The sequence below is a fragment of the Frigoribacterium sp. CFBP 8751 genome, assembly GCF_014841545.1.
Taxonomy (GTDB): domain Bacteria; phylum Actinomycetota; class Actinomycetes; order Actinomycetales; family Microbacteriaceae; genus Frigoribacterium.
In genome coordinates, this window is sequence record NZ_JACYUB010000006.1 from 169,800 (window position 1) to 190,774 (window position 20,975).

At 68.2% G+C, this 20,975-nt stretch carries 26 protein-coding genes and 2 pseudogenes; 13 read left to right on the plus strand and 15 right to left on the minus strand.

Going from position 1 to position 20,975, the window contains the following annotated elements:
* Positions 1 to 108: 108 nt before the first annotated feature.
* Positions 109 to 1,059 (minus strand): alpha/beta hydrolase family protein, encoded by a 951-nt coding sequence (locus IFT88_RS14450; RefSeq protein WP_192121373.1) that lies wholly within the window; start codon positions 1,057 to 1,059, stop codon positions 109 to 111.
* Positions 1,060 to 1,180: 121 nt separating this feature from the next.
* Here IFT88_RS14450 and IFT88_RS14455 point away from each other — a divergent pair, with 121 nt between their 5' ends.
* Positions 1,181 to 1,807, plus strand: a complete 627-nt coding sequence (locus IFT88_RS14455; RefSeq protein ID WP_192121375.1) for a TetR/AcrR family transcriptional regulator — start codon at positions 1,181 to 1,183, stop codon at positions 1,805 to 1,807.
* Between the two features lie 99 nt (positions 1,808 to 1,906).
* Positions 1,907 to 2,200 carry a DUF4190 domain-containing protein gene (locus tag IFT88_RS14460; RefSeq protein WP_137847188.1) on the plus strand — a complete coding sequence of 98 codons (294 nt, stop codon included), beginning with the start codon at positions 1,907 to 1,909 and terminating at the stop codon, positions 2,198 to 2,200.
* A 186-nt stretch (positions 2,201 to 2,386) separates the two neighbouring features.
* Here the strand turns inward: IFT88_RS14460 and IFT88_RS14465 are convergent, their stop codons facing one another.
* Positions 2,387 to 2,851, minus strand: a complete 465-nt coding sequence (locus IFT88_RS14465) for a MarR family winged helix-turn-helix transcriptional regulator (protein WP_192121377.1) — start codon at positions 2,849 to 2,851, stop codon at positions 2,387 to 2,389.
* 139 nt (positions 2,852 to 2,990) lie between these two features.
* Between IFT88_RS14465 and IFT88_RS14470 the strand changes: the two genes are divergently transcribed.
* The gene (locus IFT88_RS14470; RefSeq protein ID WP_192121379.1) at positions 2,991 to 3,866 is read left to right on the plus strand and encodes a cyclase family protein; all 876 of its coding nucleotides are present in this window, start codon (positions 2,991 to 2,993) and stop codon (positions 3,864 to 3,866) included.
* Between the two features lie 65 nt (positions 3,867 to 3,931).
* Here IFT88_RS14470 and IFT88_RS14475 read toward each other — a convergent pair whose 3' ends face one another.
* Entirely contained in the window at positions 3,932 to 4,183 is a 252-nt protein-coding gene (locus IFT88_RS14475) for a hypothetical protein (RefSeq protein ID WP_192121381.1), read from the minus strand.
* 73 nt (positions 4,184 to 4,256) lie between these two features.
* On the minus strand, positions 4,257 to 5,042 hold the full coding sequence (locus IFT88_RS14480; protein ID WP_192121383.1) for an SDR family NAD(P)-dependent oxidoreductase: 786 nt from the start codon (positions 5,040 to 5,042) through the stop codon (positions 4,257 to 4,259).
* Positions 5,043 to 5,127: 85 nt separating this feature from the next.
* On the opposite strand from IFT88_RS14480, the gene IFT88_RS14485 reads away from it, so the two are divergent.
* Together IFT88_RS14485 and IFT88_RS14490 are read left to right on the plus strand one after the other, a co-directional pair.
* Entirely contained in the window at positions 5,128 to 5,985 is an 858-nt protein-coding gene (locus tag IFT88_RS14485) for a helix-turn-helix transcriptional regulator (protein WP_056230021.1), read from the plus strand.
* A 119-nt stretch (positions 5,986 to 6,104) separates the two neighbouring features.
* Positions 6,105 to 6,644, plus strand: a complete 540-nt coding sequence (locus IFT88_RS14490) for a hypothetical protein (RefSeq protein WP_137847186.1) — start codon at positions 6,105 to 6,107, stop codon at positions 6,642 to 6,644.
* A 385-nt stretch (positions 6,645 to 7,029) separates the two neighbouring features.
* Here the strand turns inward: IFT88_RS14490 and IFT88_RS16840 are convergent, their stop codons facing one another.
* Together IFT88_RS16840 and IFT88_RS14495 are read right to left on the minus strand one after the other, a co-directional pair.
* Positions 7,030 to 7,227 (minus strand): hypothetical protein, encoded by a 198-nt coding sequence (locus IFT88_RS16840; protein ID WP_207110905.1) that lies wholly within the window; start codon positions 7,225 to 7,227, stop codon positions 7,030 to 7,032.
* A gap of 229 nt (positions 7,228 to 7,456) precedes the next feature.
* The gene (locus tag IFT88_RS14495; protein ID WP_056230027.1) at positions 7,457 to 7,732 is read right to left on the minus strand and encodes a LuxR C-terminal-related transcriptional regulator; all 276 of its coding nucleotides are present in this window, start codon (positions 7,730 to 7,732) and stop codon (positions 7,457 to 7,459) included.
* 165 nt (positions 7,733 to 7,897) lie between these two features.
* On the opposite strand from IFT88_RS14495, the gene IFT88_RS14500 reads away from it, so the two are divergent.
* Positions 7,898 to 8,380, plus strand: a complete 483-nt coding sequence (locus tag IFT88_RS14500) for a hypothetical protein (protein ID WP_137847185.1) — start codon at positions 7,898 to 7,900, stop codon at positions 8,378 to 8,380.
* Between the two features lie 40 nt (positions 8,381 to 8,420).
* Positions 8,421 to 9,005, plus strand: coding sequence for a hypothetical protein (locus tag IFT88_RS14505; protein WP_137847184.1), 585 nt, complete (start codon positions 8,421 to 8,423; stop codon positions 9,003 to 9,005).
* A gap of 195 nt (positions 9,006 to 9,200) precedes the next feature.
* Here the strand turns inward: IFT88_RS14505 and IFT88_RS14510 are convergent, their stop codons facing one another.
* From IFT88_RS14510 to IFT88_RS14525, 4 genes and pseudogenes are all read right to left on the minus strand, one after another.
* Complete coding sequence (locus tag IFT88_RS14510; RefSeq protein ID WP_192121385.1) at positions 9,201 to 9,389, minus strand: hypothetical protein; 189 nt, start codon at positions 9,387 to 9,389, stop codon at positions 9,201 to 9,203.
* Positions 9,390 to 9,512: 123 nt separating this feature from the next.
* Positions 9,513 to 9,887, minus strand: coding sequence for a GntR family transcriptional regulator (locus IFT88_RS14515; RefSeq protein ID WP_192121387.1), 375 nt, complete (start codon positions 9,885 to 9,887; stop codon positions 9,513 to 9,515).
* Positions 9,884 to 10,822, minus strand: coding sequence for a hypothetical protein (locus IFT88_RS14520; protein ID WP_192121389.1), 939 nt, complete (start codon positions 10,820 to 10,822; stop codon positions 9,884 to 9,886). The genes IFT88_RS14515 and IFT88_RS14520 overlap by 4 nt, the downstream gene beginning before the upstream one ends.
* Positions 10,823 to 10,947: 125 nt before the next feature.
* Positions 10,948 to 11,385 (minus strand): annotated as a pseudogene (locus IFT88_RS14525) (recombinase family protein); the annotation flags it as partial.
* Positions 11,386 to 11,507: 122 nt separating this feature from the next.
* Between IFT88_RS14525 and IFT88_RS16845 the strand changes: the two are divergent.
* Positions 11,508 to 11,690 (plus strand): hypothetical protein, encoded by a 183-nt coding sequence (locus IFT88_RS16845; RefSeq protein ID WP_207110907.1) that lies wholly within the window; start codon positions 11,508 to 11,510, stop codon positions 11,688 to 11,690.
* A gap of 58 nt (positions 11,691 to 11,748) precedes the next feature.
* On the opposite strand, the gene IFT88_RS14530 is transcribed toward IFT88_RS16845, so the two are convergent.
* On the minus strand, positions 11,749 to 12,033 hold the full coding sequence (locus IFT88_RS14530) for a hypothetical protein (protein ID WP_192121393.1): 285 nt from the start codon (positions 12,031 to 12,033) through the stop codon (positions 11,749 to 11,751).
* A gap of 362 nt (positions 12,034 to 12,395) precedes the next feature.
* Between IFT88_RS14530 and IFT88_RS17720 the strand changes: the two are divergent.
* Positions 12,396 to 12,752 (plus strand): annotated as a pseudogene (locus tag IFT88_RS17720) (chromosome condensation regulator); the annotation flags it as partial.
* 48 nt (positions 12,753 to 12,800) lie between these two features.
* Positions 12,801 to 13,274, plus strand: a complete 474-nt coding sequence (locus IFT88_RS17725; RefSeq protein ID WP_342212169.1) for an RCC1 domain-containing protein — start codon at positions 12,801 to 12,803, stop codon at positions 13,272 to 13,274.
* 121 nt (positions 13,275 to 13,395) lie between these two features.
* Here the strand turns inward: IFT88_RS17725 and IFT88_RS14540 are convergent, their stop codons facing one another.
* The 3 genes from IFT88_RS14540 to IFT88_RS14550 form a co-directional block, all read right to left on the minus strand.
* Entirely contained in the window at positions 13,396 to 13,626 is a 231-nt protein-coding gene (locus IFT88_RS14540; RefSeq protein WP_071257693.1) for a hypothetical protein, read from the minus strand.
* A gap of 479 nt (positions 13,627 to 14,105) precedes the next feature.
* Positions 14,106 to 14,675 (minus strand): recombinase family protein, encoded by a 570-nt coding sequence (locus tag IFT88_RS14545; protein ID WP_192121397.1) that lies wholly within the window; start codon positions 14,673 to 14,675, stop codon positions 14,106 to 14,108.
* Positions 14,676 to 15,411: 736 nt separating this feature from the next.
* Positions 15,412 to 16,455 (minus strand): NAD(P)-dependent alcohol dehydrogenase, encoded by a 1,044-nt coding sequence (locus IFT88_RS14550; RefSeq protein ID WP_043595622.1) that lies wholly within the window; start codon positions 16,453 to 16,455, stop codon positions 15,412 to 15,414.
* A gap of 142 nt (positions 16,456 to 16,597) precedes the next feature.
* Between IFT88_RS14550 and IFT88_RS14555 the strand changes: the two genes are divergently transcribed.
* Positions 16,598 to 17,284, plus strand: a complete 687-nt coding sequence (locus IFT88_RS14555) for a CG0192-related protein (protein WP_137847175.1) — start codon at positions 16,598 to 16,600, stop codon at positions 17,282 to 17,284.
* 269 nt (positions 17,285 to 17,553) lie between these two features.
* Positions 17,554 to 18,669, plus strand: a complete 1,116-nt coding sequence (locus tag IFT88_RS14560; RefSeq protein WP_192121399.1) for an adenosine deaminase — start codon at positions 17,554 to 17,556, stop codon at positions 18,667 to 18,669.
* Between the two features lie 294 nt (positions 18,670 to 18,963).
* Here IFT88_RS14560 and IFT88_RS14565 read toward each other — a convergent pair whose 3' ends face one another.
* The gene (locus IFT88_RS14565) at positions 18,964 to 20,163 is read right to left on the minus strand and encodes a M23 family metallopeptidase (RefSeq protein ID WP_192121401.1); all 1,200 of its coding nucleotides are present in this window, start codon (positions 20,161 to 20,163) and stop codon (positions 18,964 to 18,966) included.
* A 295-nt stretch (positions 20,164 to 20,458) separates the two neighbouring features.
* On the opposite strand from IFT88_RS14565, the gene IFT88_RS14570 reads away from it, so the two are divergent.
* Positions 20,459 to 20,845, plus strand: a complete 387-nt coding sequence (locus IFT88_RS14570) for a PLD nuclease N-terminal domain-containing protein (RefSeq protein ID WP_043596920.1) — start codon at positions 20,459 to 20,461, stop codon at positions 20,843 to 20,845.
* Positions 20,846 to 20,975 lie beyond the last annotated feature (130 nt).

Here is a 20,975-nt window from a genome sequence, read left to right on the forward strand (position 1 = left end):
GCTGATGCCCGCAGCAGCATCCCCTACCGAGACAGCGCCGGGGCCTGCGACGCATGAGGTCCCTTGCAACCACGGCGACAGCGGCCCTGATCGCGAGAGACCGTGACGCTACTCGGTGTCGACGTGCCCGATCGGGTCGCCGGCTCGGCGGAGAGCGTCCCGGGCCGCGGGCCAGGCGCCCCCGTCGACGCGGAGAGCGGTGCGGAGGTAGGCGGTGCTCATGCGCTGGATGACGGCGACCCGTTCGGGGTTCTCGTCGGTGGTCTCGGCCACTTCGTAGCCGACGATCCCGCCCAGGGCATGTTCTCCGCCGTGCAGGGTGAGGAGGTCGGTGGCGCCGGGGCTGTGCGTGTAGGCGTCGGTGAACCAGTCCGGTCCGCGGCTGGACATCGTGGATTGGTCGTGGTCGCCGGCGACGACGAGGGTCGGGGTGGTGAGCTCACGGAACGACGGGCGCACGAAGGGGAAGTTCGCCTGCGCGAAGGGGTGCAGGTCGTCGCCGCCGAGACCGGTGGCGGCGAAGAGGATGCCCGCGGTGACGCGGCTGTCGGACATGTCGTCTCCGACGTGGCCCTCCTCGTCGACGATGCGTGCACCGAGGAGTGTCTGCGCTGTCTGGCCGCCCCAGGAGTGACCTGTCGCGGCGATCCGGTCGCGGTCGACGCGGCCGGCGAGACCGGGGACGGCCGCTTCGACGGTGTCGAGCTGGTCGAGGACGCGGGTCAGGTCGGCGATACGTTCGGTCCAGATCGTCGGGAAGACCGGGTGGTCGAACCCGAACCCGTTCCGCCTCGAGTCGAGGTGCGTGGGCTGGACGACGACGAAGCCGCGCGAGGCCCAGAACGCGGCCAGGGGCGCGTACCCGTCGAGGTTCCAGCCGTTGCCGTGCGAGAACACGACGACCGGCAGGTCACCTCCCGTGGCGGGTGCCGACACGCGGACCTCGAGCGGGACGGCGCGCCCCGGGGCCGACAAGGTGACCGGCGCGACGGAGACGACCGGGCCGGCGCCGCCGGCGCCGACGATCTCGTCCAGTGCGGTGACGAGTGATGAGGACATGGAGAGTGCCTTTCGTCTGGAGTCACGCTCTGCGATACTGCTTATCGGAGCGCTGCTCCGCAACATTACGGAACGCTGCTCCGTTAAGCAAGCACCGGTTCGACCCGATCGAGGAGGCGCCATGCCCGACACGCAGGACGGTGACGCCCCAGCCGCACAGCCACGGCCGGTGGGCCGACCCCGCAGGAGCCAGCAGGCTCTCCTGGACGCGGCTGCGGCGGTGTTCGTGGAGTCCGGCGTCGACGCTCCCGTCCGCGAGATCGCGACGAAGGCCGGCGTGGGGGTCGGCACCATCTACCGGCATTTCCCGACCCGGCCTGAGCTGGTCGTCGCGGTCTACCGACACCAGGTCGAGGCCTGCGCCGAGGCCGGGCCGCGACTGCTCGCCGAGAGCGCGACCCCGGAAGGAGCCCTGCGTACGTGGGTGGCGCTGTTCGTGGACTTCCTCGTGACGAAGCACGGCCTCGCCACCGCCCTCCACGGTGACGCTGCTGGCTCCCACGCACTCCACGCGTACTTCGTGGGCCGCCTCGTACCGGTCTGCGGGTCGCTCCTCGCCGCGGCCCGCGCCGATCTCGGCCCCACGGACGACGAAGCGGCCCTGGATGGGTACAACCTCCTCAAAGGCGTCGGCAACCTCTGCATCGGCGCCGCGAGCGACTCTGACTACGACGCCGATCGGCTCGTCCAAGCCCTGATATCCGGCGCACTCACCCCAGAGTCATCACGGCTCGAAGGCCCCCGGTAACCCATCCCCTAGTGCGACGCCCGGCCGTGGCGACAGACCCACATTTCGCAACCTGCCCTGGAACGAAACTGAATAGGCTGTGAGACTCGACGACATGCGTTGCCTATCGAAGAGGTAAGTGGTTTGCCCCAAGAAACTTCCGACCGTCTCAGCCGTTATGCGGTGGCATCCGTCGCTGTAGGTGTCCTGGCGCTGGTCTTGCTCTGGGCGTTTGGTGCGCCAACCCTTGTGACCGCATTTGGTGCCGGGCTGGGACACCTGGCATTGCAGGACATCAAGCGAACGAGATCCCGCGGCATCGCCCTGGCCTCGGTGGGCCTGACACTTGCGTACGGCCTGACGCTCAGCTCGATCATCCGGTTCATTCCATCGGCGATCAATGGGCTCAACTAGGCAGCCCCTCCTTCGCAGCGAGTTCAACAATCGCGCCCCTTCCAGGATCCACGGCACCGACCCGACAGGCACTCAACACCCCTGCGACGGATGAGCTCACGGCGGGTAGTGGCGATCGTCACCTCTACCCGACGCAGCCTCTGGCAGAAGATCCAGTCCGATGATCGATCCCCTATCGGGCGTGTATCAGTAAGCGTCGCCGATGCCCGGTGATTTTTCCGCGCCCTCGATGACAGCGAGCAGCAGTGCGTTGAGCTGTGCGCTCCGCGACGCGTCCAGCCCGAACATGCTGAGGTCGTTCGTCGCCAGGGCCACCTGCTGCACCGCGTCGAGCACGGCCTGGCCGGCTGGCGTGCTCGCGGCGGGGTTCCTCCGGCCGCGGGCGCGGACGCCCACCCGGCGGACGAGACCGCGACGCTCCATCCCGTCGAGCACGTCCGACATGCTCTGCGGGCGAACGAAGACGGCCCGAGCGATCTCCGCCGACGTGAGCTCAGCACCGTCCGCCAGGCACGACAGCACGCCGAACTGCACGAGGCTCACGTCGTGCTCCGCCATCCCCGCGGTGATCTGGGAGCCGATGATGCGGGCGACCTTCACCGCGTTCCAGCCCAGCACGGACTCGAGCCCGCGACCTCCGTCGTCACTCATGCGTGCCTCCTCGTCGCTCACCTCGATAAAACAGGAACCTGTTTTTGAGGCTATGGTGCAGGAACCTGCTTCAGGGACCTCCTTGCAGTGTGCACCACCCCCCCGCGCGAGACCGAACCGACATGACAGGACAGCCACCATGACAACACCCGCACTCCCAGACGACCGAGGCCGCTGGGGCGCCGACGACGAACTCGGCACGCTGAACCTGATCGACGACGCCGCCAGGGCCCGCGCCGCTGAGGAGGTGCGGATCGGCCGGAGCGTGTCGCTCGCGTACCCGGTCGAACCCGCCTCGATGCTCGGCGGACCGTTCGCTCCCCCAGCACCGCCGTCGCCCCCGGTTCAGCAGGCGCTGCTCTACACGGGCACGCCGCCCATGGGGATGTCCGAGGTCCTCGTCGTGACACCGCATCACCCGGCGCTGACGCACATCGACGCTTTCGCCCACATGCCCGTCAACGGCACCGTGTACCCGGGCCGGCCACTCGAGGAGACCGTCACGGCCGGAGGCGTCGCTCACGGTTCCACGACCGCCTTCGCCGCCGGGGTCACGACGCGAGGAGTCCTGCTCGACCTGGCACCGGAGGGACGGCTGCCGTCCGCGCACCCCATCACCTCGGCGGACCTCGACGCTGCCGAGGCGCGAGCGGGGGTCGAGGTGCTGCCCGGCGACGCCGTGGTGGTCCGCAGCGGCTGGGGCTTCAGCTGGGATGCGGAGGCCCAGGCGCCGGGCATGACCGTCGACGCGGTCATGTGGATACACCACCGTGGCATCTCGCTCTACGCCGGCGACGTCAGCGACTCCTTCCCGCCGAGCGACCCGGAGATGCCCATGCCGATGCACATAATCGGGCTGGCCCGCCTCGGCATGCCCCTGATCGACAGCGTCGCCACAGACGACCTCGCCGCGACCTGCGCCGAGCTCGGCCGACACGCTTTCCTGCTCAGCATCGGCCCGCCCCGCCTCCACGGCCTCACCGGCGTGCCCGTGAACCCCCAAGCCATCTTCTAGACCGACACCACGGCCGTGCGCGCCGCAATGACCGATCGGCTATCGGGCAGCGCTCCCGTCGAGAGCTACTGCGGAGGAGGCGGCGGAAAAACGTTGGTGAAGGCGTAGAGCACGATGACCGTCGAGATGATCAGCATGCCGATCCCGCCGACGATCATCAGCCCTGGCGACTGGGTCTGCGGGCCGATCCGGCGCCCCTGATCCTTGCAGGCCCTGCGAGCAGCATCGGAGATGTGCTGGTGGAACACGATGAAGCAGACCCCGAAGATCGCGAACAGGGGCGCAAAGACCACGGCGGCGGCCTGCAGCTCTGTCATCGCCTCATCCTGTCCGCGAGAACGGCCACAGGTCCACATAGGTGCGGCCGCAGGACGGGTGCGCGTCCCCGTCTCAGGCGCCGGCGCCGCCGTCGACGGGCACGATGGCACCCGTCACCGCCGAGGCGCGATCACTGAGGAAGAACCCCGCGACCTCGGCGACTTCGAGAGCGGTTGCCATGCGGCCGATGGGGCTGGCTGCGTTGTTCGCCTCGATGATCCCTGGGGTTTTCCTCTCCCATTCGTCCATCATCTCGGTCGCGGTTCCACCGGGCATCAGGCCGTTCACCCGAATTCCTTCGGCAGCCCAGGTGACCGCGGCGGTCTCCGTGATGCTGTTCAGTGCCCGCTTCATGGCCCCGTACGCCGGCAGCGGCGGCACGGCACGTCGACTGCCGATGCTCGAGGTGTTCACGATCGCGCCGCCGCCGGACTTCCGCATGAGAGTTGCTTCGGCGACCATCGCGACCCAGTGTGCGCGGAAGTTGACGGCGAATTGCTCGTCGGTGTCGGCGTCAGACGTGGTGTCGAGCGGACCGGTCTCTTGCTGGTTCACGCCGCCGTTGTTGAATGCCCCGTCGAGGCGTCCGTGGAGCTCCTCGACGCGATCGATGGCCGCGCGGATGCTGGCTCGATCTGCGAGGTCCATCACGACGGTGTCAGCCGTGCCACCCTGGGTGCGGATCTCGTGGACGAGGGCGTCCAGCGCCCCCGTGCTGCGGGCTGCCAGCACGACAGATGCTCCCTCTCTCGCGAAGAGACGGCCCGCTGCGGCGCCGATACCGCGGCTGGCTCCGGTGATGAAGATGACCTTCCCGGTCAGCAGGCCAACCGGCATGTTCTCGTTGTTGTTCGTCATGTGATGAGCGTCTTCGCCCCGGGAACTCGCATCCAGGCACAAACGGTACGAGGGTCCGCAGCCTGACCGGGCGGAGAATGGCGGCATGGACAAAGGTGAGCTCGCAGCTTTTCTCCGGAGTCGCCGCGAGCGTCTCCACCCCGAAGACGTCGGCCTCTCGTCTGGGTCTCGGCGAAGGACTCCAGGTCTTCGGCGAGAGGAGGTCGCCGTCCTCGCTCACCTCTCGGCCGAGTACTACGCCCGACTCGAACAGGGCCGCGCGCCTCGGCCCTCAGACGTCGTACTCGCAGGCATCGCGGGCGCACTGCGTCTCACCCCCGAAGAGTCCGATCACCTGCACCGGCTGGCCGGCACCGCCCCCACTCCGACGGGACTGCACAGTCGCGATGTACGGCCGAGCATCCTTACCCTGCTCGAACGACTCCCCCACACCGCCGGAATCGTCCTCTCGGCCACCTTCGAAGTGCTCGCCTGGAACGACCTGGCGGCAGCTCTCATGGAGGACTTCTCCCTGCTCGTTCCCCGCGATCGCAACCTCGCGAGGAAGACCTTCCTCAACGGTGGGCAGCAGTCAGAGGCGATCTACGGGATCTCCGACGAGGCCGCATTCCGGGAAGGTGTCGTGACCCAACTCCGTAGCGCCCAGGCTGTCTACCCATCTGACCCGAGCGTCCGCGATCTCATCGACGACCTCCGTTCCGGCAGCGCCGAGTTCGAACAGCTCTGGGAGCGACACGACGTCCAGACACCACCGCCCCTGCAGAAGACCTTCCGCCACACACCGGCCGGGCCGATCACCGTCAACTGCGACTCCCTAGCCATCACCGAGCGGGACCAACACCTCGTGCTCTACACCGCACCAGCGGGCTCCCGAGACGCTGAGAACCTCGCCCTGCTGGAAGTGATCGGCTCCGAACCCCTCATCGGACCGCGGGGCACCTGAACGGCCCATCCAAGCTTTGGCTCCGAGAGATCGACCAACATCGCGGCCGAGTCTCGGTGGCCGATCCCCTAACGGGCGCATTGCCAGAGGTGACCTCGAGTTGTGGCACGCTTGCCGGCGTGAGCGAAGTTGTGCCCTCAGAAGTGGATGATGGGTTCTATGGCCCGAGACATCGGCGTCCGGACAGCACTCGCCACCGTTCGGGCCCCTGGACGCGCGCCTGGCATCTCTCGGTCTACGCCGGGGCCGCTCTAGTAGCGCTGGTCGTCGCTTTAATTCTCGCCTCAGCCGTCCACGACTCGACTCAGGCGCATGTGGCAGGCACGTTCACCGAGGAGAGCTGCGAAGGCGATGGCCGGCACGGCTGCCAAAGCGTCGGCACGTGGACGAGCGACGACGGTGAATTGACCTACCGCAGCGTCGGACTCGACGGGGCAGTGGGGAGGAACGGCACCTCGCGTTCTTACGCGATACCGGATGCCATCCTCGGCGGCACCGACACCGTCCACGACAGCGCCAGCAGCCCCCTCATCGGAATCCTCGTCGCCACCACCCTGCTCGTCGTGCTCGCTCTCGGAGTCCTGCGTGCAGCCGAGAAATGGGGCGACTTAGCGCGTCTGAAGAATTCGTGGAGACGCCGCAAAGGGTCCAGGCCCTGACTCGGACCGAGGAGACAATCGACAGACGCCTCGCCTCCCGAGAGATGCCCGCGACTACGAACGAGCTTGCCCGGTCGCCGATCCCTATCGGGCGGTTTCATCCACGTCGTTAAAGAGGGATCTGGGATTTCTACTCAGGAAGAACGTCGCGAGGCCGAGCAGACCTGACGCTCCGGCGAGCACACCGGTGAAAATCACGGCCCCGTCACCGTCCGCCAATACAAAGCACAACGTCGCCAAGACCAGGCTTAGAACCGACACAACGACCCCGAGCCATCTCAACCCGCCGACACTTCTCATGTGCTCACGCTAGTTACGGGAGCTTGCCCCGGTGACAGATCGGCTAGCGGGCACACGACGGCCCCGTGCCCGCTTGGCGAAGCAATCAAGACTGCGCGAACCAAGCGACCATGCAAACCAGCCCCACAACAGCGATAGAAACCGTGAGCACAGCGAAGCGGAGGCGACGCTGTTTCGACATTGCCTTGCCACCACTGAAACGTGCGGCCGTGACTACGTTCATCCCAACGGCGACGACGACGCACACAAGCCCGAGCGCAAAGAGAAGCTCTGCGGGTGCCATGGCACTCATCTTGCTCTACCACCTCGCGTGCCCGTCCTCGTTCCACCTGCTCATAGCTCACCTCATCGGCGCAAAGCCCGGCAGGCGATCGTCTATCCGTCACGGGGTGGAGACGCTTGCTACGACTTTTCCGCTTCCAAGACGAACTGGCCATCCAGGCTCACCTCGGCGACGCGCATGGTCCTTACCCCAGCCCCGACCCGTTCGTCGAAACCACCGCGGTCGGCTGCTACGACACTGAGGTGTCGGGTGCGTCGGCGCAGGGCTCAGCGAGCGTGGCATGTAAGAGCCCGGAGGCCTCGATCGGCCACTGATCACCGGCCAGGATGCCGAACACGAACGCAGCCGCGACGAGCGCCGCACGATTGGGTACCCGGAACTTCGCTTGCAGCTTGGCGACGTGGTACGCGACCGTGGCTGGTGCAAGGTAAAGCCGCCGACCTATGGAGTCGTAGCCCTGGCCACGCGACAGCTCGACCAGGATCTGAGCCTGGGTGGGGGTCACGCAGTGCGCGCAGCGGGACTTGTGTGCCACGTGGCCCCTTCCGACCGGTCTGTCGGTCACTATACCGATCGCTAGTCCTCAGCAGAACAAGCCGTTTCGCCTTGCGACCTGAGTGCCCGCTGGTCTTTCATGAGCGTCATTGCAGCACCTGGCGAAGGAGGAATGATGGCCACGAAGACCACCTGGACGGGCGCCGTTGCCGCGGTCGTCTGCCTCGCCGGCCTGACTGCGTGCGTCGGCACAACATCGTCAACTGATCCAGTGTTTAGCGACCCGGCACCGACTAGTACGACGTCGTCTCCTGAAAGCGGCGGCACGCTCGTCGACCCCTTGACACGGCTCGAGGACCCCGACTCGGACGACTTCATCGCCACGACGGTCTCGCCGTCGCTACACGAACACGGCATCGGCGGGGCCACCTTCAAGATCGCCCGGCCCGACCCGTCCTTGACGCAACTGCGTTTCTACGTCGCCTGCTCAGCCGGTGATTTCACGGTCACTCTCGGCACGTTCTACTCGGGCGACTGCACACCTGACTTCACCAGCAGCGGAAGCATCCCGCTGCCATCGGGAGAAGACCCTCTGAGCGTCCGCCTGGACGTCTCGGCAGGGACCGACTACTGGATCACCGCCATCCCGGTGCCGTGACCAGCCGACGCGAGTCGGACCAGACAACAAAGGGGTACTCATGAAGAAAAGCCTTGCCACCGTCGCCGTCACGGCCCTGCTCGTCCTGGCGGGTGGCACAAGCGCGATGGCAGCCGAGGGGCCCACCGCGGGTGCCCAGAATGCACCGACAACGACCAATGGGACAGACTCCACTGACGGCACCGACTCTCTCTGCTCGGGAAGCCGGGTTGTCTACAAGTCATCAAGCTCGGCCGGGTCCTTCACCCAGGCGTCCGGGGCGAACAGCTCTGTCACGGGTGGCCCGGGCGTGACCCTCGCCATCAGCACCTCCACCACGTTCACTGTCTCGGGCAGCATCACCGCCACCACGGGAGTCACCGTGAGCAACGTCGTCGCCAGTGTCAAGGCTGATGTGGGCGTGACCATCGGTGCCAGCAAGAGCGGCACGACAACGAATTCGGGGTCATGGACCGTGCCGTCCAGCTACGGATCGGGACGCCTCGCGATCGGTTCGATGAAGTACAGCGGAACGACCACGAAATACATCGAGAACTCCAGCTGCACCCTTGTGAAGCAGGGCTCCTCCGCGACCTTCAACGCCCCGCAGCAGGAGTGGCACTTCCAAACATCGCGAGTGTCCTAAGGCCGAACGGATCACCACTGGACACCACCGATCCCCGTCGACCAGTCAAGTCGGCGGGGATCGGTCTCCCGAGAGTCGCCGCGACATCCGCCTCACCGGGGCCCATTCGCCACCGGGCAAAACCGCAGCTCGAACCGGTAACCGATCGGCAAATGGGACGGTTGTCCACCTTCCTGGCAGCACGACGGTGCAGCTTCAGGAGTTGTCCAAATGTCGCGGCTGCACAAACGCCCAGATTGCTTGGCCACCGAAAACGACGATCGTCACTATTCCGATTCCGATGCCGGTAAAGCCGCTGAGGTCTGTCGTGGCACTAACGATCGCGAAACCGACCACCTCAAGGACGCCGACGACGGCACCGATCAACCCCAGGCGCAGTCGCATGCGGACTTGGTTTGGGTGCGGGCGAGGCCTCATCTCATGAGTATGCCTGGGTTTATCGCGGGGGTCAGCGTTCGTTCCATCGCCTGACTGCCCGGTCTCCGATCCCCTATCGGGCGGAACTCACTAGCGGCCCTCCGGGCCCGAGCTGCTTTGCAAAGCGGCTTTAGCTAGGCGCAGGGCTGCCGCCGCGTCGATACCCAAGCCGCTCATGCTGTTTGCAAAGGAAATGGCGGCGGCATGAGCTCTCTGCTGCACGTCGTCAGCACCCGCTGCCACTACCGTCCCGGCCCGTCGTCGCGTCTCGATAAGGCCCGCTCCTTCAAGCTCTTTGTATGCGCGGGCCACAGTGTTGACCGCGATGCCCAGATCGGTTGCGAGCCGCCGAATGGTTGGCAGACGGGTCCCAACGAGAAGCTCGCCAGCCAGGATCTGCGAGCGGAACTGAGACCGGATCTGCTCGTAGGGCGGCACAGCAGATGTCGCGTCGAGGACGATCACGACGTTGCGCCTCGAACTTTCGCCGTGTTCTCGATCGACTGGTGAGACGTCGCCATCGGCCTAATGGCAATTGCAAGGACGGCAACAGCAGCAGCACTGTTGACTACTGCCCTGTAGGCGGTGATCGTACTGGGCGCCGGAGGGGTCAAGCCGAGCAGTTCGAGCAGCGTCGGCCCTGCAAGGAGAACAGCTAGGCCGCCGGTGAGCACGGCAGCCCACGCGAGGTCACCTAGTGCGTCTCGCCTGATCCGTACTTCCAGAGAGAGCAGCATTACGTCGCTGGCTTTGGTCGAGCGCCGGGCCAGTTTGCGTCCCAATATCTCGAACGCGGTCACAGACACGACCGCCATGACAGTCATGAGCACGTTCGGGTCGAGCAAGAAAGCCCACAGCGGGAACCGGGCGGACAAATACGGCATCAGGCCTTCACGCGAGGCGAGTAGGGCTGTCGTGGCGACGAGCACCGCCATCGCCAAGACGACCATAAGGCGGGCGCCGAGTCGTAATGGACGAGACACCAGGTCCTTGAAGCCGACGTGGCGCGAGTAGGCGACACGCGGACCCGGGCCTTCGGCCCGGACTCGCGGGACACGAACGGCGGCCAGCCCGACGACACTGCCCAATAAGGCGATGGAGATAACTAGCCACACGGCCGGCGACCCGCGATCGACGCCCAAGACCCAGACGTCGCAGCCCGCGAACAAGGCACCCCCAGCGAGACCGAGCCCCAGGCCCGCGACACGACAGCGGCGCCAGAGCAGGGCTGGGGGCGCCTCGTCCGATCCGCTCTCCTCGCCTACTGCCATGGTCCTCCGTTTGAGGAAAGCGCTAGCTGCGACGGTCAACCCCAACACCACAATGCACAAGACCGAAACCGCGGTCGACGAAGCCACACCGAACATGATCTTCCCCCTTTTGTCGCTAACTTTGTCCACTTGTCTTGGTGCATAAGTTGCCACAAATCCAGGTGGTTGTCTATTTCGTGTGCCCCTTCCCGAGCCCGGGGGTAGGTGGGTTGCATCGCGACTGGGCCCGGCCGCCTGGTCACGCGACCGACTGACTAACTCGGTTCTGCGCGCCGAATGGACCGGTAAACGGTCGAACGCGCAACACCGAAGAGCTCGGCGATCTCGCTCGTCGTATGGGCCCCAGTGCGGTTAAGTTGCACGAGGTGCTTCTCCTGCGACGGGGTCAGCTTGGGCTTGCGCCCGCGGAGCTTGCCGGCGGCCTTGGCGATCGCCATACCCTCACGGGTGCGGGCACGGATCAGGTCGGCCTCGAACTCCGCAACCATCCCGAGGACGTTGAACAGGAGCCGGCCGACCGGGTCGGTGGGGTCGTAGACCGCTCCCCCGAGGTTCAGAGCGACGCCCTTCTTCGTCAGCTCGTCCGCGATGTCCGTCGCGTCGCGCAGCGACCGCGCGAGACGGTCGAGCTTCGTGACGACAAGGACGTCGCCGGCACGGCACGCGGCAAGAGCCTCGCTGAGACCGGGCCGGGCCGGGCTCAAGTCGTACCGACAGCCCATCGTCTATCGGGCACCACGGTTGTTCCGATGCGCGACCGCCGTCACTGACGGATATCGTCCTGAGCAACGAAGGAACTTCTTGGGGGTCGACCGTGAACAAGTACAGACGCGTGTTCGCTTGGATTCTTGGGCCCATTGCCATCTTGTTCCTCGGCTTTACGATTTTCGCCGCCGCCACGGGCTTCGTCTCGTGGTTGCCTCCTCTAATCGCGACGATCTGCCTGATCGGCGGTGGCACGGTCATTTGGATCAGTCTTGGCAAAGCGCCCCGGTAGCGAGTCCTGCCGGTCTGCCGATCGATCGGCTATCGGGCACGCAGGCAGCGGAGGCAGATCAGCCGCTGTCACCCGTTATCTGCACCGGGACGAGGTACGCGGCACACGAGCCGCGATCATCACACTCATCCAGCGGACTTCCGGTGACTAGCGCCTGAGCGGCCCCCACCGGGAAGCCGTCAGGAACGGGCAGGTCAGCCTCGAACGAACCGTCCGCTGCAACATCGACGCTCAGCGGTTCGGTTTGCGATGACGGGTCCGCTTCGTTTTGCAGAACCATCGAGTACTTGGCGTCGGCGCCAATGCCGAGTTCGCAGTCGACCGCAGGACTGGACAGTTTCACGATCCCACCGGCGACGACTTCATCCGGAAACGCGACGAGAGCAGCCGGCAGACAACGTTGGCCCCCCCCTCGAGCAGGCCGACGCAGAGTTTGCGAGAAGCGTCGCAACAGCCAGCACGCCCACCAATCTCGCGAACTTCTTCAATGTGGGGCCCGTCCTACTCATCCTCAGCTCGGCCAAGTTTGGCCTCAGCGCTAGTGTCTAGAACCCGCGTGACTAAGCGCAAGACACTCGCGACAACGAAAAGTCAGGGCCGAGCAGGCGTGTATGCGGGCGGGCCCCGTCCTGATTCATTGGCGAGCGGTCTGCCCTCTTGCCCATCCGCAGACGGACGGTCAGCACCGCCGCCATGATGAGGTGCATGCCCCTACTGAGAAGCGACGTCACCCCTGCGGTCATCGCTGCCGGTCGACGTCACTCGATCGGAGTCCAGTCGGACGGGACGGTGGCGGCGGCTGGCGATCTTCGCGCTGAGGAGTGCCAGGTGCAGACCTGGGAACACGTCGTTGCAGTCGCGGTCGGGAACGTGCACACCGCACCGAACACGGGACGTTCCCACACCGTCGCTCTCACCGCGCACGGTGCGCTCCTTGCGACCGGGTGGAACGGAGACGGCCAGTGCGACGTCAGCTCGTGGGCGGGAGTCGTCGCTGTCGCCGCGGGCTGGCGGCGGACTGTAGCGGTCCTGGAGGACGGCACGGCACGAGCCGCGGGCCGTCCGAATGAGGGAGCGTGCAACGTCGAGTCTTGGACGGACCTTCGAGGCGTGGCTGCGGGTGACTGGCACTCGGTCGGTCTCAGGGGAGACGGCACCGTCCTGGCCGTTGGCAGCAACCGCCGAGGACAGTGCGACGTCACCGAGTGGTCGGGCGTGCAAGCCGTGGCCGCGGGATACCTTCACACGATCGCCCTGACCGAGCGGGGGACGGTTCTCGGTGTGGGTGACCAGACAGCCGGCCTCCGTGACCTCGCTCGTTGGAGCAACGTGGTCTCGATCGCGGCCGGCAGTCACCATGCGGTCGGCGTGACGAGTGACGGTCGGGTTTTTGCCGCGGGCGACAACTCGCACGGTCAGTGCGACGTCGGCCATTGGCGCAACGTCGTGCAGGTTTCCGCTGGCTCACAACACACACTTGCGCTGCGGGCAGACGGACGCGTTCTCGCGTCGGGAAGCAACAGCGCCGGCCAGTGCGAAGTCAACGACTGGCTGCTGACCGAGCCGGCCGAGCCGTCTCGATAGCCGATCGATCACCGACCACCGGCGGACGCTAGCCACTCCCCCGCAGCTACGGGGCGCCGGCTGTCTCGATAGGTCAGTCCGAAACTGATCTCGGTGAACGATCCCCTAACGGGCGCCTGATTCAGGGACGAGCGCCTCTAAGGAGCCGGATAATGCCCACCCCGATTGCACCGGCGCCGCTTATCCACAGAAGTCCGACAAGTGCCCAGCCCGGGAGTCCTACCCGGCCCATCGGCTCACCGAGGTCGTGACTCGTGAACCTCATGAAGAGGCCGATGCCGATGAAGAAAACGCCCAGGCAGATGGCGATGATCGCTTCCTCATACGGCGTCGCCTGCGGAGCCTTTGACACGCGTCCTCCTCGTTCGTGAGCCAGAGCCTAACCGGGCTCATTTCCGGACACGCGACTCCTAGGGGTGACGTGGGAACTGTAGATCGTCATCGAGCAGGCATTGGACCGACTCTCACTCCGAGTCAGTAAGCGATCGTCTATCGGAACATCAAGCCGGGACACTCGGCGGCGCTAACCATGCAGCGCGAACAGTCAGGGTCTGTCCGCACGACGGCGCTTGATTGAAGCCCAAATCGCTTGCCCGCCGTAGAGAGCAATCAAGACCACCCCGATCACGATTCCGCCGAAGCTGCTCAAGTCAGTGGTCGCGCCGAGAACGACAGCTCCTACGATCAGGAGTAGGCCCACGCCAACGCCGATCAGTCCTACGCGGAGCTGTGCGCGGAGCAAGTTCGGCTCACGACGGGGACTCATGCCTGAAGTATGCCTCTGCTAGATACCTTTCGGCGGTCGCATGTTGAGAGCTGCCCGGTCCCCACCTATACCTGCTCTGCGCGTTCGACAGCTCGATAGACGGTCGAGCGAGCGACGCCGAAGAGCTCGGCGATGTCGCTGGTCGTGTGGGCGCCGGTGCGGTGCAGCTGCACGAGGTGCTTCTCCTGAGAGGGGGTGAGCTTGGGCTTGCGGCCGCGGAGTTTGCCGGCGGCCTTGGCGATCGCCATGCCCTCCCGCGTGCGCGCACGGATGAGGTCGGCTTCGAACTCTGCGACCATGCCGAGGACATTGAACAGGAGCCGGCCTACCGGGTCGGTGGGGTCATAGACCGATCCCCCAAGATTCAGGGCAACACCCTTCTTCGTCAGCTCGTCCGCGATGTCGGTCGCGTCGCGCAGCGATCGAGCAAGACGGTCGAGCTTTGTCACGACCAGAACGTCGCCGGCACGGCACGCAGCCAGCGCCTCGCGGAGCCCCGGCCGGGCTCGGGTTGTACCCGACAAGCCGTGGTCAACATGCACGTGTTGATCGTCAACACCTAGCGCTGCAAGACCGTCGCGCTGTGCTGCGAGATCCTGTCCGGACGTTGAGACGCGGGCGTATCCGATGAGCATCTGGCGACTGTAGCGTTTACACCCCCATCACCGGGCATTTTTGCGGGACAGGCATGCGGGAATCCGCAGGCCAGGCACCACTTGACCTCACCCGACCGAGAACGGCTCGAGAAGGTGTCCCGATGAACGACCGCCTTCCGGACGGACACGACGCGGGGACCGCCGATCGCGAGGTGCCCGGTGTCGCGAATCGCGCCTCCTGCCGGTGTCGCATCGGGGCCACGAGGGCCACCGGCCCGTCGGCCGCGTCCACGAACACGCATCGAGGGCGGCCGCCCGCGCGGGGCTACGGCGCCGTCGCGACCACAGCGACGGCGGAGCAGGCCGCGGCCGGTGAGGAACGCCGCGTAGCCGAGCAGAGCGACCCCCACGGCCGGCACGAGCCACGTGCGGGCTCCCGCCGAGACACCCGTGTTGAGCCGTCCGAGCCACGGCACCGAATACCAGACCTCGCCCATGACCTGGCCCTCGACCACGGCGTCGCGGTCGGGCTCGGCGTTGGCGTCACCCTTCAGCGTGAAGGTACGCCCCTCGGCACCGACCGTGATGCCCACCACGCGGTGCGAGATGACCCCGGGCACCCCCGAGCGGATCTGGTAGGTCACGACGTCGCCGACCCGGATGTCGGCCGGACGCACCAGGCCACCGGGGCGGCGGGTCGACGGGGTGAGTGTGCCGGGGACCGCAGGAGGCGCGGTGCCGGAAGTCCGACACCGCGCCTCCTGGGGGTGGGTCGCTACGGGACGATGACGGCCCGGCCGCGGACGGTGCCCGCGGCGAGCGCCTCGTAGGCCTTCGGGCCGTCGTCGAGCGAGTACCGCTGCGTGGCGACCTCGACCTGACCGGCACGGGCGAGGTCGAGGACCTCGATCAGCTCGCTGCGGCTGCCCCAGTAGGGGATGCGCACGGCGACGTCGTAACCGATCGTGCCGAAGCCGAGCTCGACGGTGCCGCCGCCGATGCCGACGATGGTCACGTCGGCGTCCGCCGCGGCGACCGCGACCGCCGTGGCCATGGTCGGCCCCGCCCCGACGAAGTCGAAGACGGCCTGGACGCCGAGTCCGCCGGTGATCTCGCGGATGGCGTCCGCGGCGTGCTCGTCGCTGATCACCGTGTGGTGCGCACCGACGTGCTTGGCCAACTCGAGCTTCTCGTCGGTGACGTCGAGCGCGATGATCTGCGCACCCGAGAGCGCCCGCAGGATCTGGATGCCGACGTGCCCGAGGCCTCCGGTGCCGATGACGACGGCGTAGGTGCCGGCGCCGAGCTTCGGCAGCGAGGTCTTGATCGCGTGGTACGGCGTGAGGCCGGCGTCGGTGAGCGACACGTTCGCGACCGGGTCGAGGTCGCCGAGCGGCACGAGGTGGCGGGGGTCGTCGACGATCATGTACTCGGCCATCGACCCGGGGGCGCCGAGCCCGGGAGGCTTGATGCCCTCGGCGGCGGCGTTGACGCAGTAGTTCTCCTTGCCCTGGGCGCACTGGTGGCAGCGCCCACAGCCCCACGGGCCGTAGACGGCGACGGCGTCACCGACCTGCAGGTGCTCGACCCCCTCGCCGAGCTCGGCCACGACGCCGGCTCCCTCGTGCCCGAGGGTGAGCGGCAGCGGGTAGCCCTGCGCCGTGTAGTCCTCTTCACTGAGGCTCATGACGTACTCGTCGGAGTGGCAGACGCCCGCCGCCGTGACCTTGAGCAGCACCTGCCCGGGGCCGGGCGACGGCTTCTCGATCTCGACGACTTCGGGGTGCTGACCGACCTGGGTGTACTGGAGTGCCTTCATGGGGCGCAGGCTACGCCCGGCCGCTGGAGAACGCACGACAGGTGTCGCGTTACTGGCGGGGTCGGGTCGCGCTGATGGCGGGGTCGGGTCGCGCGGGTGGCGGGGATCGACGGTGACGGTGGTCGGCCCTACGATCGACGGCATGGCACACCTGCACCGGGCCGGCATGAGCCCCTCCAAGATCGACCTGCTCGACGCCTGGGTGCCAACCCAGCCGTGGTTCGAGGGCCCGCCCCGGTCCGAGGGCGCCGACGACGAGGGCCTGCGCAGCGTCGCCGCTTTCCGCTTCGACGACCCGGCGGGCGAGGTCGGCGTCGAGACGATCATCGTCGCGACGGCCGACGGCGTGCAGCTGCAGGTGCCCCTCACCTACCGCGACGCTCCCCTGCCCGGCGCGGACGCGCACCTCGTCGGGACGACCGAGCACTCGGTGCTCGGCACGCGGTGGGTCTACGACGGCACGGCCGACCCGGTCTGGGCCGCGGCCCTCGCGACGGCCGTGCTGACCGGCGGCACGCAGGCCGAGGCCTGGTTCGAGGTCGACGGCGAGCGGCAGGTCCGCGAGCCGAACTCGACCGTCGTCGGCAGCGGCAGCCCGGGCACCCCCGTGCCGGACGTCGACCGCCTCACCGTCGACCAGGTCGAGGGCCGCACGGTCGTCACCGGCGCGGCGGTCCGCATCGTCGTTGCCCGCGTGCTCGGCCGTCACGACGCCGGCGCCCTCGCCTCGACCGGCGGCCACACCGGCGACCACGGCGTCGAGGTGCTCACCGGCACGTGGACGGGGCACGACCAGCCCGAGACGCTCGCGGTCGTGCTCACGGCGTAGCGACCTGCGAGAGGCGCGGGGCGCGGGCGTCGCGCACCGCGCCTCCTCGACGTCCGAGCAGGAGGCGCGGGTGGCGTCCTCGGTGTCCGGGCAGGAGGCACGGGTGGCGTCCTCGACGAGGGGGGCCGCGCCTCCTGGTCTCGTCCAGAGCCTCGTCGTCTCGTCCCTGGACCTCGTCGTCTCGTCCCCAGGCGCTCGCCGGGTGACGGGACGGTGAACGATCGTGCACGGGGCTTCGTCGGGAGGCACGCTGCCGCTACGGTGGCCCGATGACGGCGATCGACACCTCCCCGACGACCGCGGCCCCCGCGCCCGGCACGCCCCTCCGGGGCACGACCCCGACGAGCAGCGACCTCTCGGGTTCGCCCCTCTCGGGCACCGTGCTCGCGACGCCGCCGACGGCCGAGCTGCACCTGCACGTCGAGGGCACGCTCGAACCCGAGCTCGTCTTCGCCCTCGCCGACCGCAACGACGTCGACCTGCCCTTCGCCTCGGTCGATGAGCTGCGCGCCGCGTACTCCTTCGGCTCTCTGCAGGAGTTCCTCGACCTCTACTACGCGTGCACGGCCGTGCTGCAGACCGCCCAGGACTTCCGCGACCTCGCCTGGGCCTACCTCGAACGCGCCCACGCCCAGGGGCTGCGTCACGTCGAGATGTTCTTCGACCCCCAGGCGCACACCTCTCGCGACGTCGACGTCGACGAGGTCGTCGACGGGCTGACCCAGGCGCTCGACGAGGCGCGCGAGCGGTTCGGCATCACGGGCGGGCTCATCCTCTGCTTCCTGCGGCACCTGCCGGTGGGCGACGCGGCCGCGACCCTCGAGTCCGTCGCGCACCGCGCCTCCGACCTGATCGGGGTGGGGCTCGACTCGTCCGAGGTGGGGTTCCCGCCGGCCGCGTTCGCCCGCGTCTTCGACCGCGCCCGCGCCCTCGGGCTGCACGTCGTCGCCCACGCCGGTGAAGAGGGGCCGCCGTCGTACGTCACCGACGCCCTCGACCTGCTGCACGTCGAACGCGTCGACCACGGGGTGCGCAGCCTCGAGGACGACGCCCTCGTCGCACGGCTGGTCGCCGACCGGGTGCCGCTCACGGTCTGCCCGCTGTCGAACCTGCGGCTCGCGGTGGTGTCCGACCTGACCGAGCACCCGCTGCCCCGCATGCTCGAGGCCGGGCTGCTCGTCACGGTCAACAGCGACGACCCCGCCTACTTCGGCGGCTACGTGGGCGACAACTACGAGGCGCTGCGCGACGTGCTCGGGCTGGACGACGACGCACTGGCCCTGCTGGCGACGAACTCGGTCGAGGCGTCGTTCGCCGACGCGGGCCGCAAGGCCGAACTGACCGCCGAGGTGCGGGCCTGGCGCGAGGCGCGTCGCACGGCCTGAGGCCCGGGAGGCGGGTGGCGGGCGGCGGGTACTGCCGCACGCGAGGCGGGCGTGTTCCTGGCGACCGGGCCGTCACGACGGACCGGTGTCGACGAACTGGCCCGTCGACGGCACCATCGGCACGACGAGCATCAGCGGCGGCACCACTCGGCGACGGGGCGAACGAGCGGTGACGGGACGGACGAGCGGCCCTGCGGTGGACTGCCATGCGGTCCGGCCCGCCCGGCTGGAGGGTGCGACCGGCTGGAAGGTGCGCCCGGCTAGAAGGTGCGCCCAGCTAGAAGGTGCGGCTGGCTAGAGGGTGCGGCCGGCGTTCGCGTCGAGCCAGGCCTTGGGGTCGACCTGCGTCGTGCCGCCCAGCAACACCTCGAAGTGGAGGTGCTCGCCGGTCGCGACTCCGCTGCGGCCGACCTTGCCGACCAGCTCGCCGACCTGGACCGTCTGACCGGCGACGAGCGGGCTCGACCCGACCTGCATGTGCGCGTACAGGGTGCTGACCCGCTGGCCGTCGATCACGTGGTCGATCACGGCATACTGGCCGAACTGGCCGTGCATGCCCGAGGTCCGCACGACGCCCGCCGCAGCAGCACCGATCGGGGTGCCGCCGCCGGGCGTCATGTCGAGGCCCATGTGCATGCTCGAGCACGCCGCGCACGGTGCCGAGCGCGGGCCGAAGCCCGAGCTCAGGACGACCGAACCCGGGAACGGCCAACGGATGTCGCCGGTACCCGAGTTGACGATGGTGCCGGCCCCCGAGGAGGCGCGGTTCGAGCTCGCCGACCCCGCCACGTTCTTCGACGTGACGACGGGTTCGGGCTCGGGCGGAGGCGGCGGCGGCGGTGCGTCGGTCACCCCGAAGGCGTCACGGTCGGAGACGGTCAGCACGACGAGCGACGCCGCGAGGGTCTGTGTCGGCATCGGGGCGGCACCGGCGGTCGGGATGTTGGACCCGCCCAGGTCGCTGGCCGAGGCCGGAGTGAGGTTCGAGGTGAAGAAGAGCATGACGGCACAGACGCCGAGCACGGGCAAGGTCGCCGCACGGACGCGGGACGAGACCGCGCGCAGCCGGGAACGACCGGGGGTCGCCCGGGGGCTCGGGCCGCCGGCGTCTCGGGTCCGACGCAGCAGGGCCGGCACCGAGGGCCGCGGGCGCCGCGCGACGCGCGTCGCGGGCTCGGCCGTCGCGGGCTCAGCAGCCACACCCTCGCGCAGCGTTGCACCCACTTCCGAACCAGGAACCCGGTTGCTCGTGGGTGCATCGCTCGAAACCGGGTTCATCGCGGGGTCAGTCGTCGCGGGGTCGGCCGTCGCGGGATCGGCGGGAGGCGCGGCGGACGAAGGGAAGGGAGCAGCAGCGGCGGGGGCTGCGGCGGGAGCAGCACCGGCGGCGGCGCGCTCGAGCGCGCGGGCCTCGCGACGCGTCAGCGGCGGGTCGGCTCGGGGCGTCTGCTCTGTCGTCGTCGAGGACTCGGGGGTGTTCGAGGGGTCGGTCATGAGCGCTTCCTGGGACGGACGGCGCAGCGACTCACGGTTCTCCTCGTTCGGGCGGACCGACCCACCTTACGATCGGAGACGCCCGCTGACCAGGGGTGGAGGCGGATTTTCAGGAGCTTCACCCTTCGTGGTCGACCGGCACCGCACCTCCTGACCGGGGTCGATCGCCGTGATGCGGGCGACGCTACCGACCGTCCGAAGGGCCCGTCACACCCAGAACGCGGCACAGGCGGGGCGCGGTCACCCCACCTCGCGGGGCTTCCGCCGGGCCGACGGCACCCCCTACCCTCGGGCCGTGACCTTCGTGCTGGCTGCCCTGCCCCTCCTGCTCATCGTGGGGGCGCTCGTCGACATCGTCACGCGTCCCGAGGGCGACGTCCGCCACCTGCCCAAGGGGCTGTGGATCATGATCGTGCTGTTCCTGCCGCTGATCGGCAGCATCGTCTGGTTCGCCGCAGGCCGCGAGTACGGCCGACGCGTCGAGCAGATCGGCCCGCGCGACCAGAGCCGGTACCACGAGGCCGCGGCCCGCACGCTCGACCACCGCGTCCGCAGCACCGAGCAGCAGCTCGCCGACCTCGACCGCGAGGCCGAGCACTACGAGCGGCTCGCGCGCCTGGCGAAGCTCGAGGCCGAGGTCGAGCAGCGTCGCTCCACGGCCGGCGACGACGTCCCCGCCTGACCGGCACCGCGCCTCCCGGCCTGCGGCGGCCGCGGACGCAGAAACGGGCGGGTCCGCGGCGGGCGGGCGTCCGAGGACGCCCGCCGACCACGAACACGCCCGCTCGACGCCCAGGAGGCGCGGGTCACCG

Bases quoted from the DNA above. Each gene is read 5' to 3' on its own strand.
- IFT88_RS14455 (WP_192121375.1), top strand. From the start codon at position 1,181: ATGCCCGACACGCAGGACGGTGACGCCCCAGCCGCACAGCCACGGCCG.
- IFT88_RS14465 (WP_192121377.1), bottom strand. From the start codon at position 2,851: ATGAGTGACGACGGAGGTCGCGGGCTCGAGTCCGTGCTGGGCTGGAAC.
- IFT88_RS14450 (WP_192121373.1), bottom strand. From the start codon at position 1,059: ATGTCCTCATCACTCGTCACCGCACTGGACGAGATCGTCGGCGCCGGC.
- IFT88_RS14510 (WP_192121385.1), bottom strand. From the start codon at position 9,389: ATGCGACTGCGCCTGGGGTTGATCGGTGCCGTCGTCGGCGTCCTTGAG.
- IFT88_RS14545 (WP_192121397.1), bottom strand. From the start codon at position 14,675: ATGCTCATCGGATACGCCCGCGTCTCAACGTCCGGACAGGATCTCGCA.
- IFT88_RS14505 (WP_137847184.1), top strand. From the start codon at position 8,421: ATGAAGAAAAGCCTTGCCACCGTCGCCGTCACGGCCCTGCTCGTCCTG.
- IFT88_RS14565 (WP_192121401.1), bottom strand. From the start codon at position 20,163: ATGACCGACCCCTCGAACACCCCCGAGTCCTCGACGACGACAGAGCAG.
- IFT88_RS16840 (WP_207110905.1), bottom strand. From the start codon at position 7,227: ATGGCACCCGCAGAGCTTCTCTTTGCGCTCGGGCTTGTGTGCGTCGTC.
- IFT88_RS14550 (WP_043595622.1), bottom strand. From the start codon at position 16,455: ATGAAGGCACTCCAGTACACCCAGGTCGGTCAGCACCCCGAAGTCGTC.
- IFT88_RS14560 (WP_192121399.1), top strand. From the start codon at position 17,554: ATGACGGCGATCGACACCTCCCCGACGACCGCGGCCCCCGCGCCCGGC.
- IFT88_RS14485 (WP_056230021.1), top strand. From the start codon at position 5,128: ATGGACAAAGGTGAGCTCGCAGCTTTTCTCCGGAGTCGCCGCGAGCGT.
- IFT88_RS14500 (WP_137847185.1), top strand. From the start codon at position 7,898: ATGGCCACGAAGACCACCTGGACGGGCGCCGTTGCCGCGGTCGTCTGC.
- IFT88_RS14470 (WP_192121379.1), top strand. From the start codon at position 2,991: ATGACAACACCCGCACTCCCAGACGACCGAGGCCGCTGGGGCGCCGAC.
- IFT88_RS14480 (WP_192121383.1), bottom strand. From the start codon at position 5,042: ATGACGAACAACAACGAGAACATGCCGGTTGGCCTGCTGACCGGGAAG.
- IFT88_RS14475 (WP_192121381.1), bottom strand. From the start codon at position 4,183: ATGACAGAGCTGCAGGCCGCCGCCGTGGTCTTTGCGCCCCTGTTCGCG.
- IFT88_RS14555 (WP_137847175.1), top strand. From the start codon at position 16,598: ATGGCACACCTGCACCGGGCCGGCATGAGCCCCTCCAAGATCGACCTG.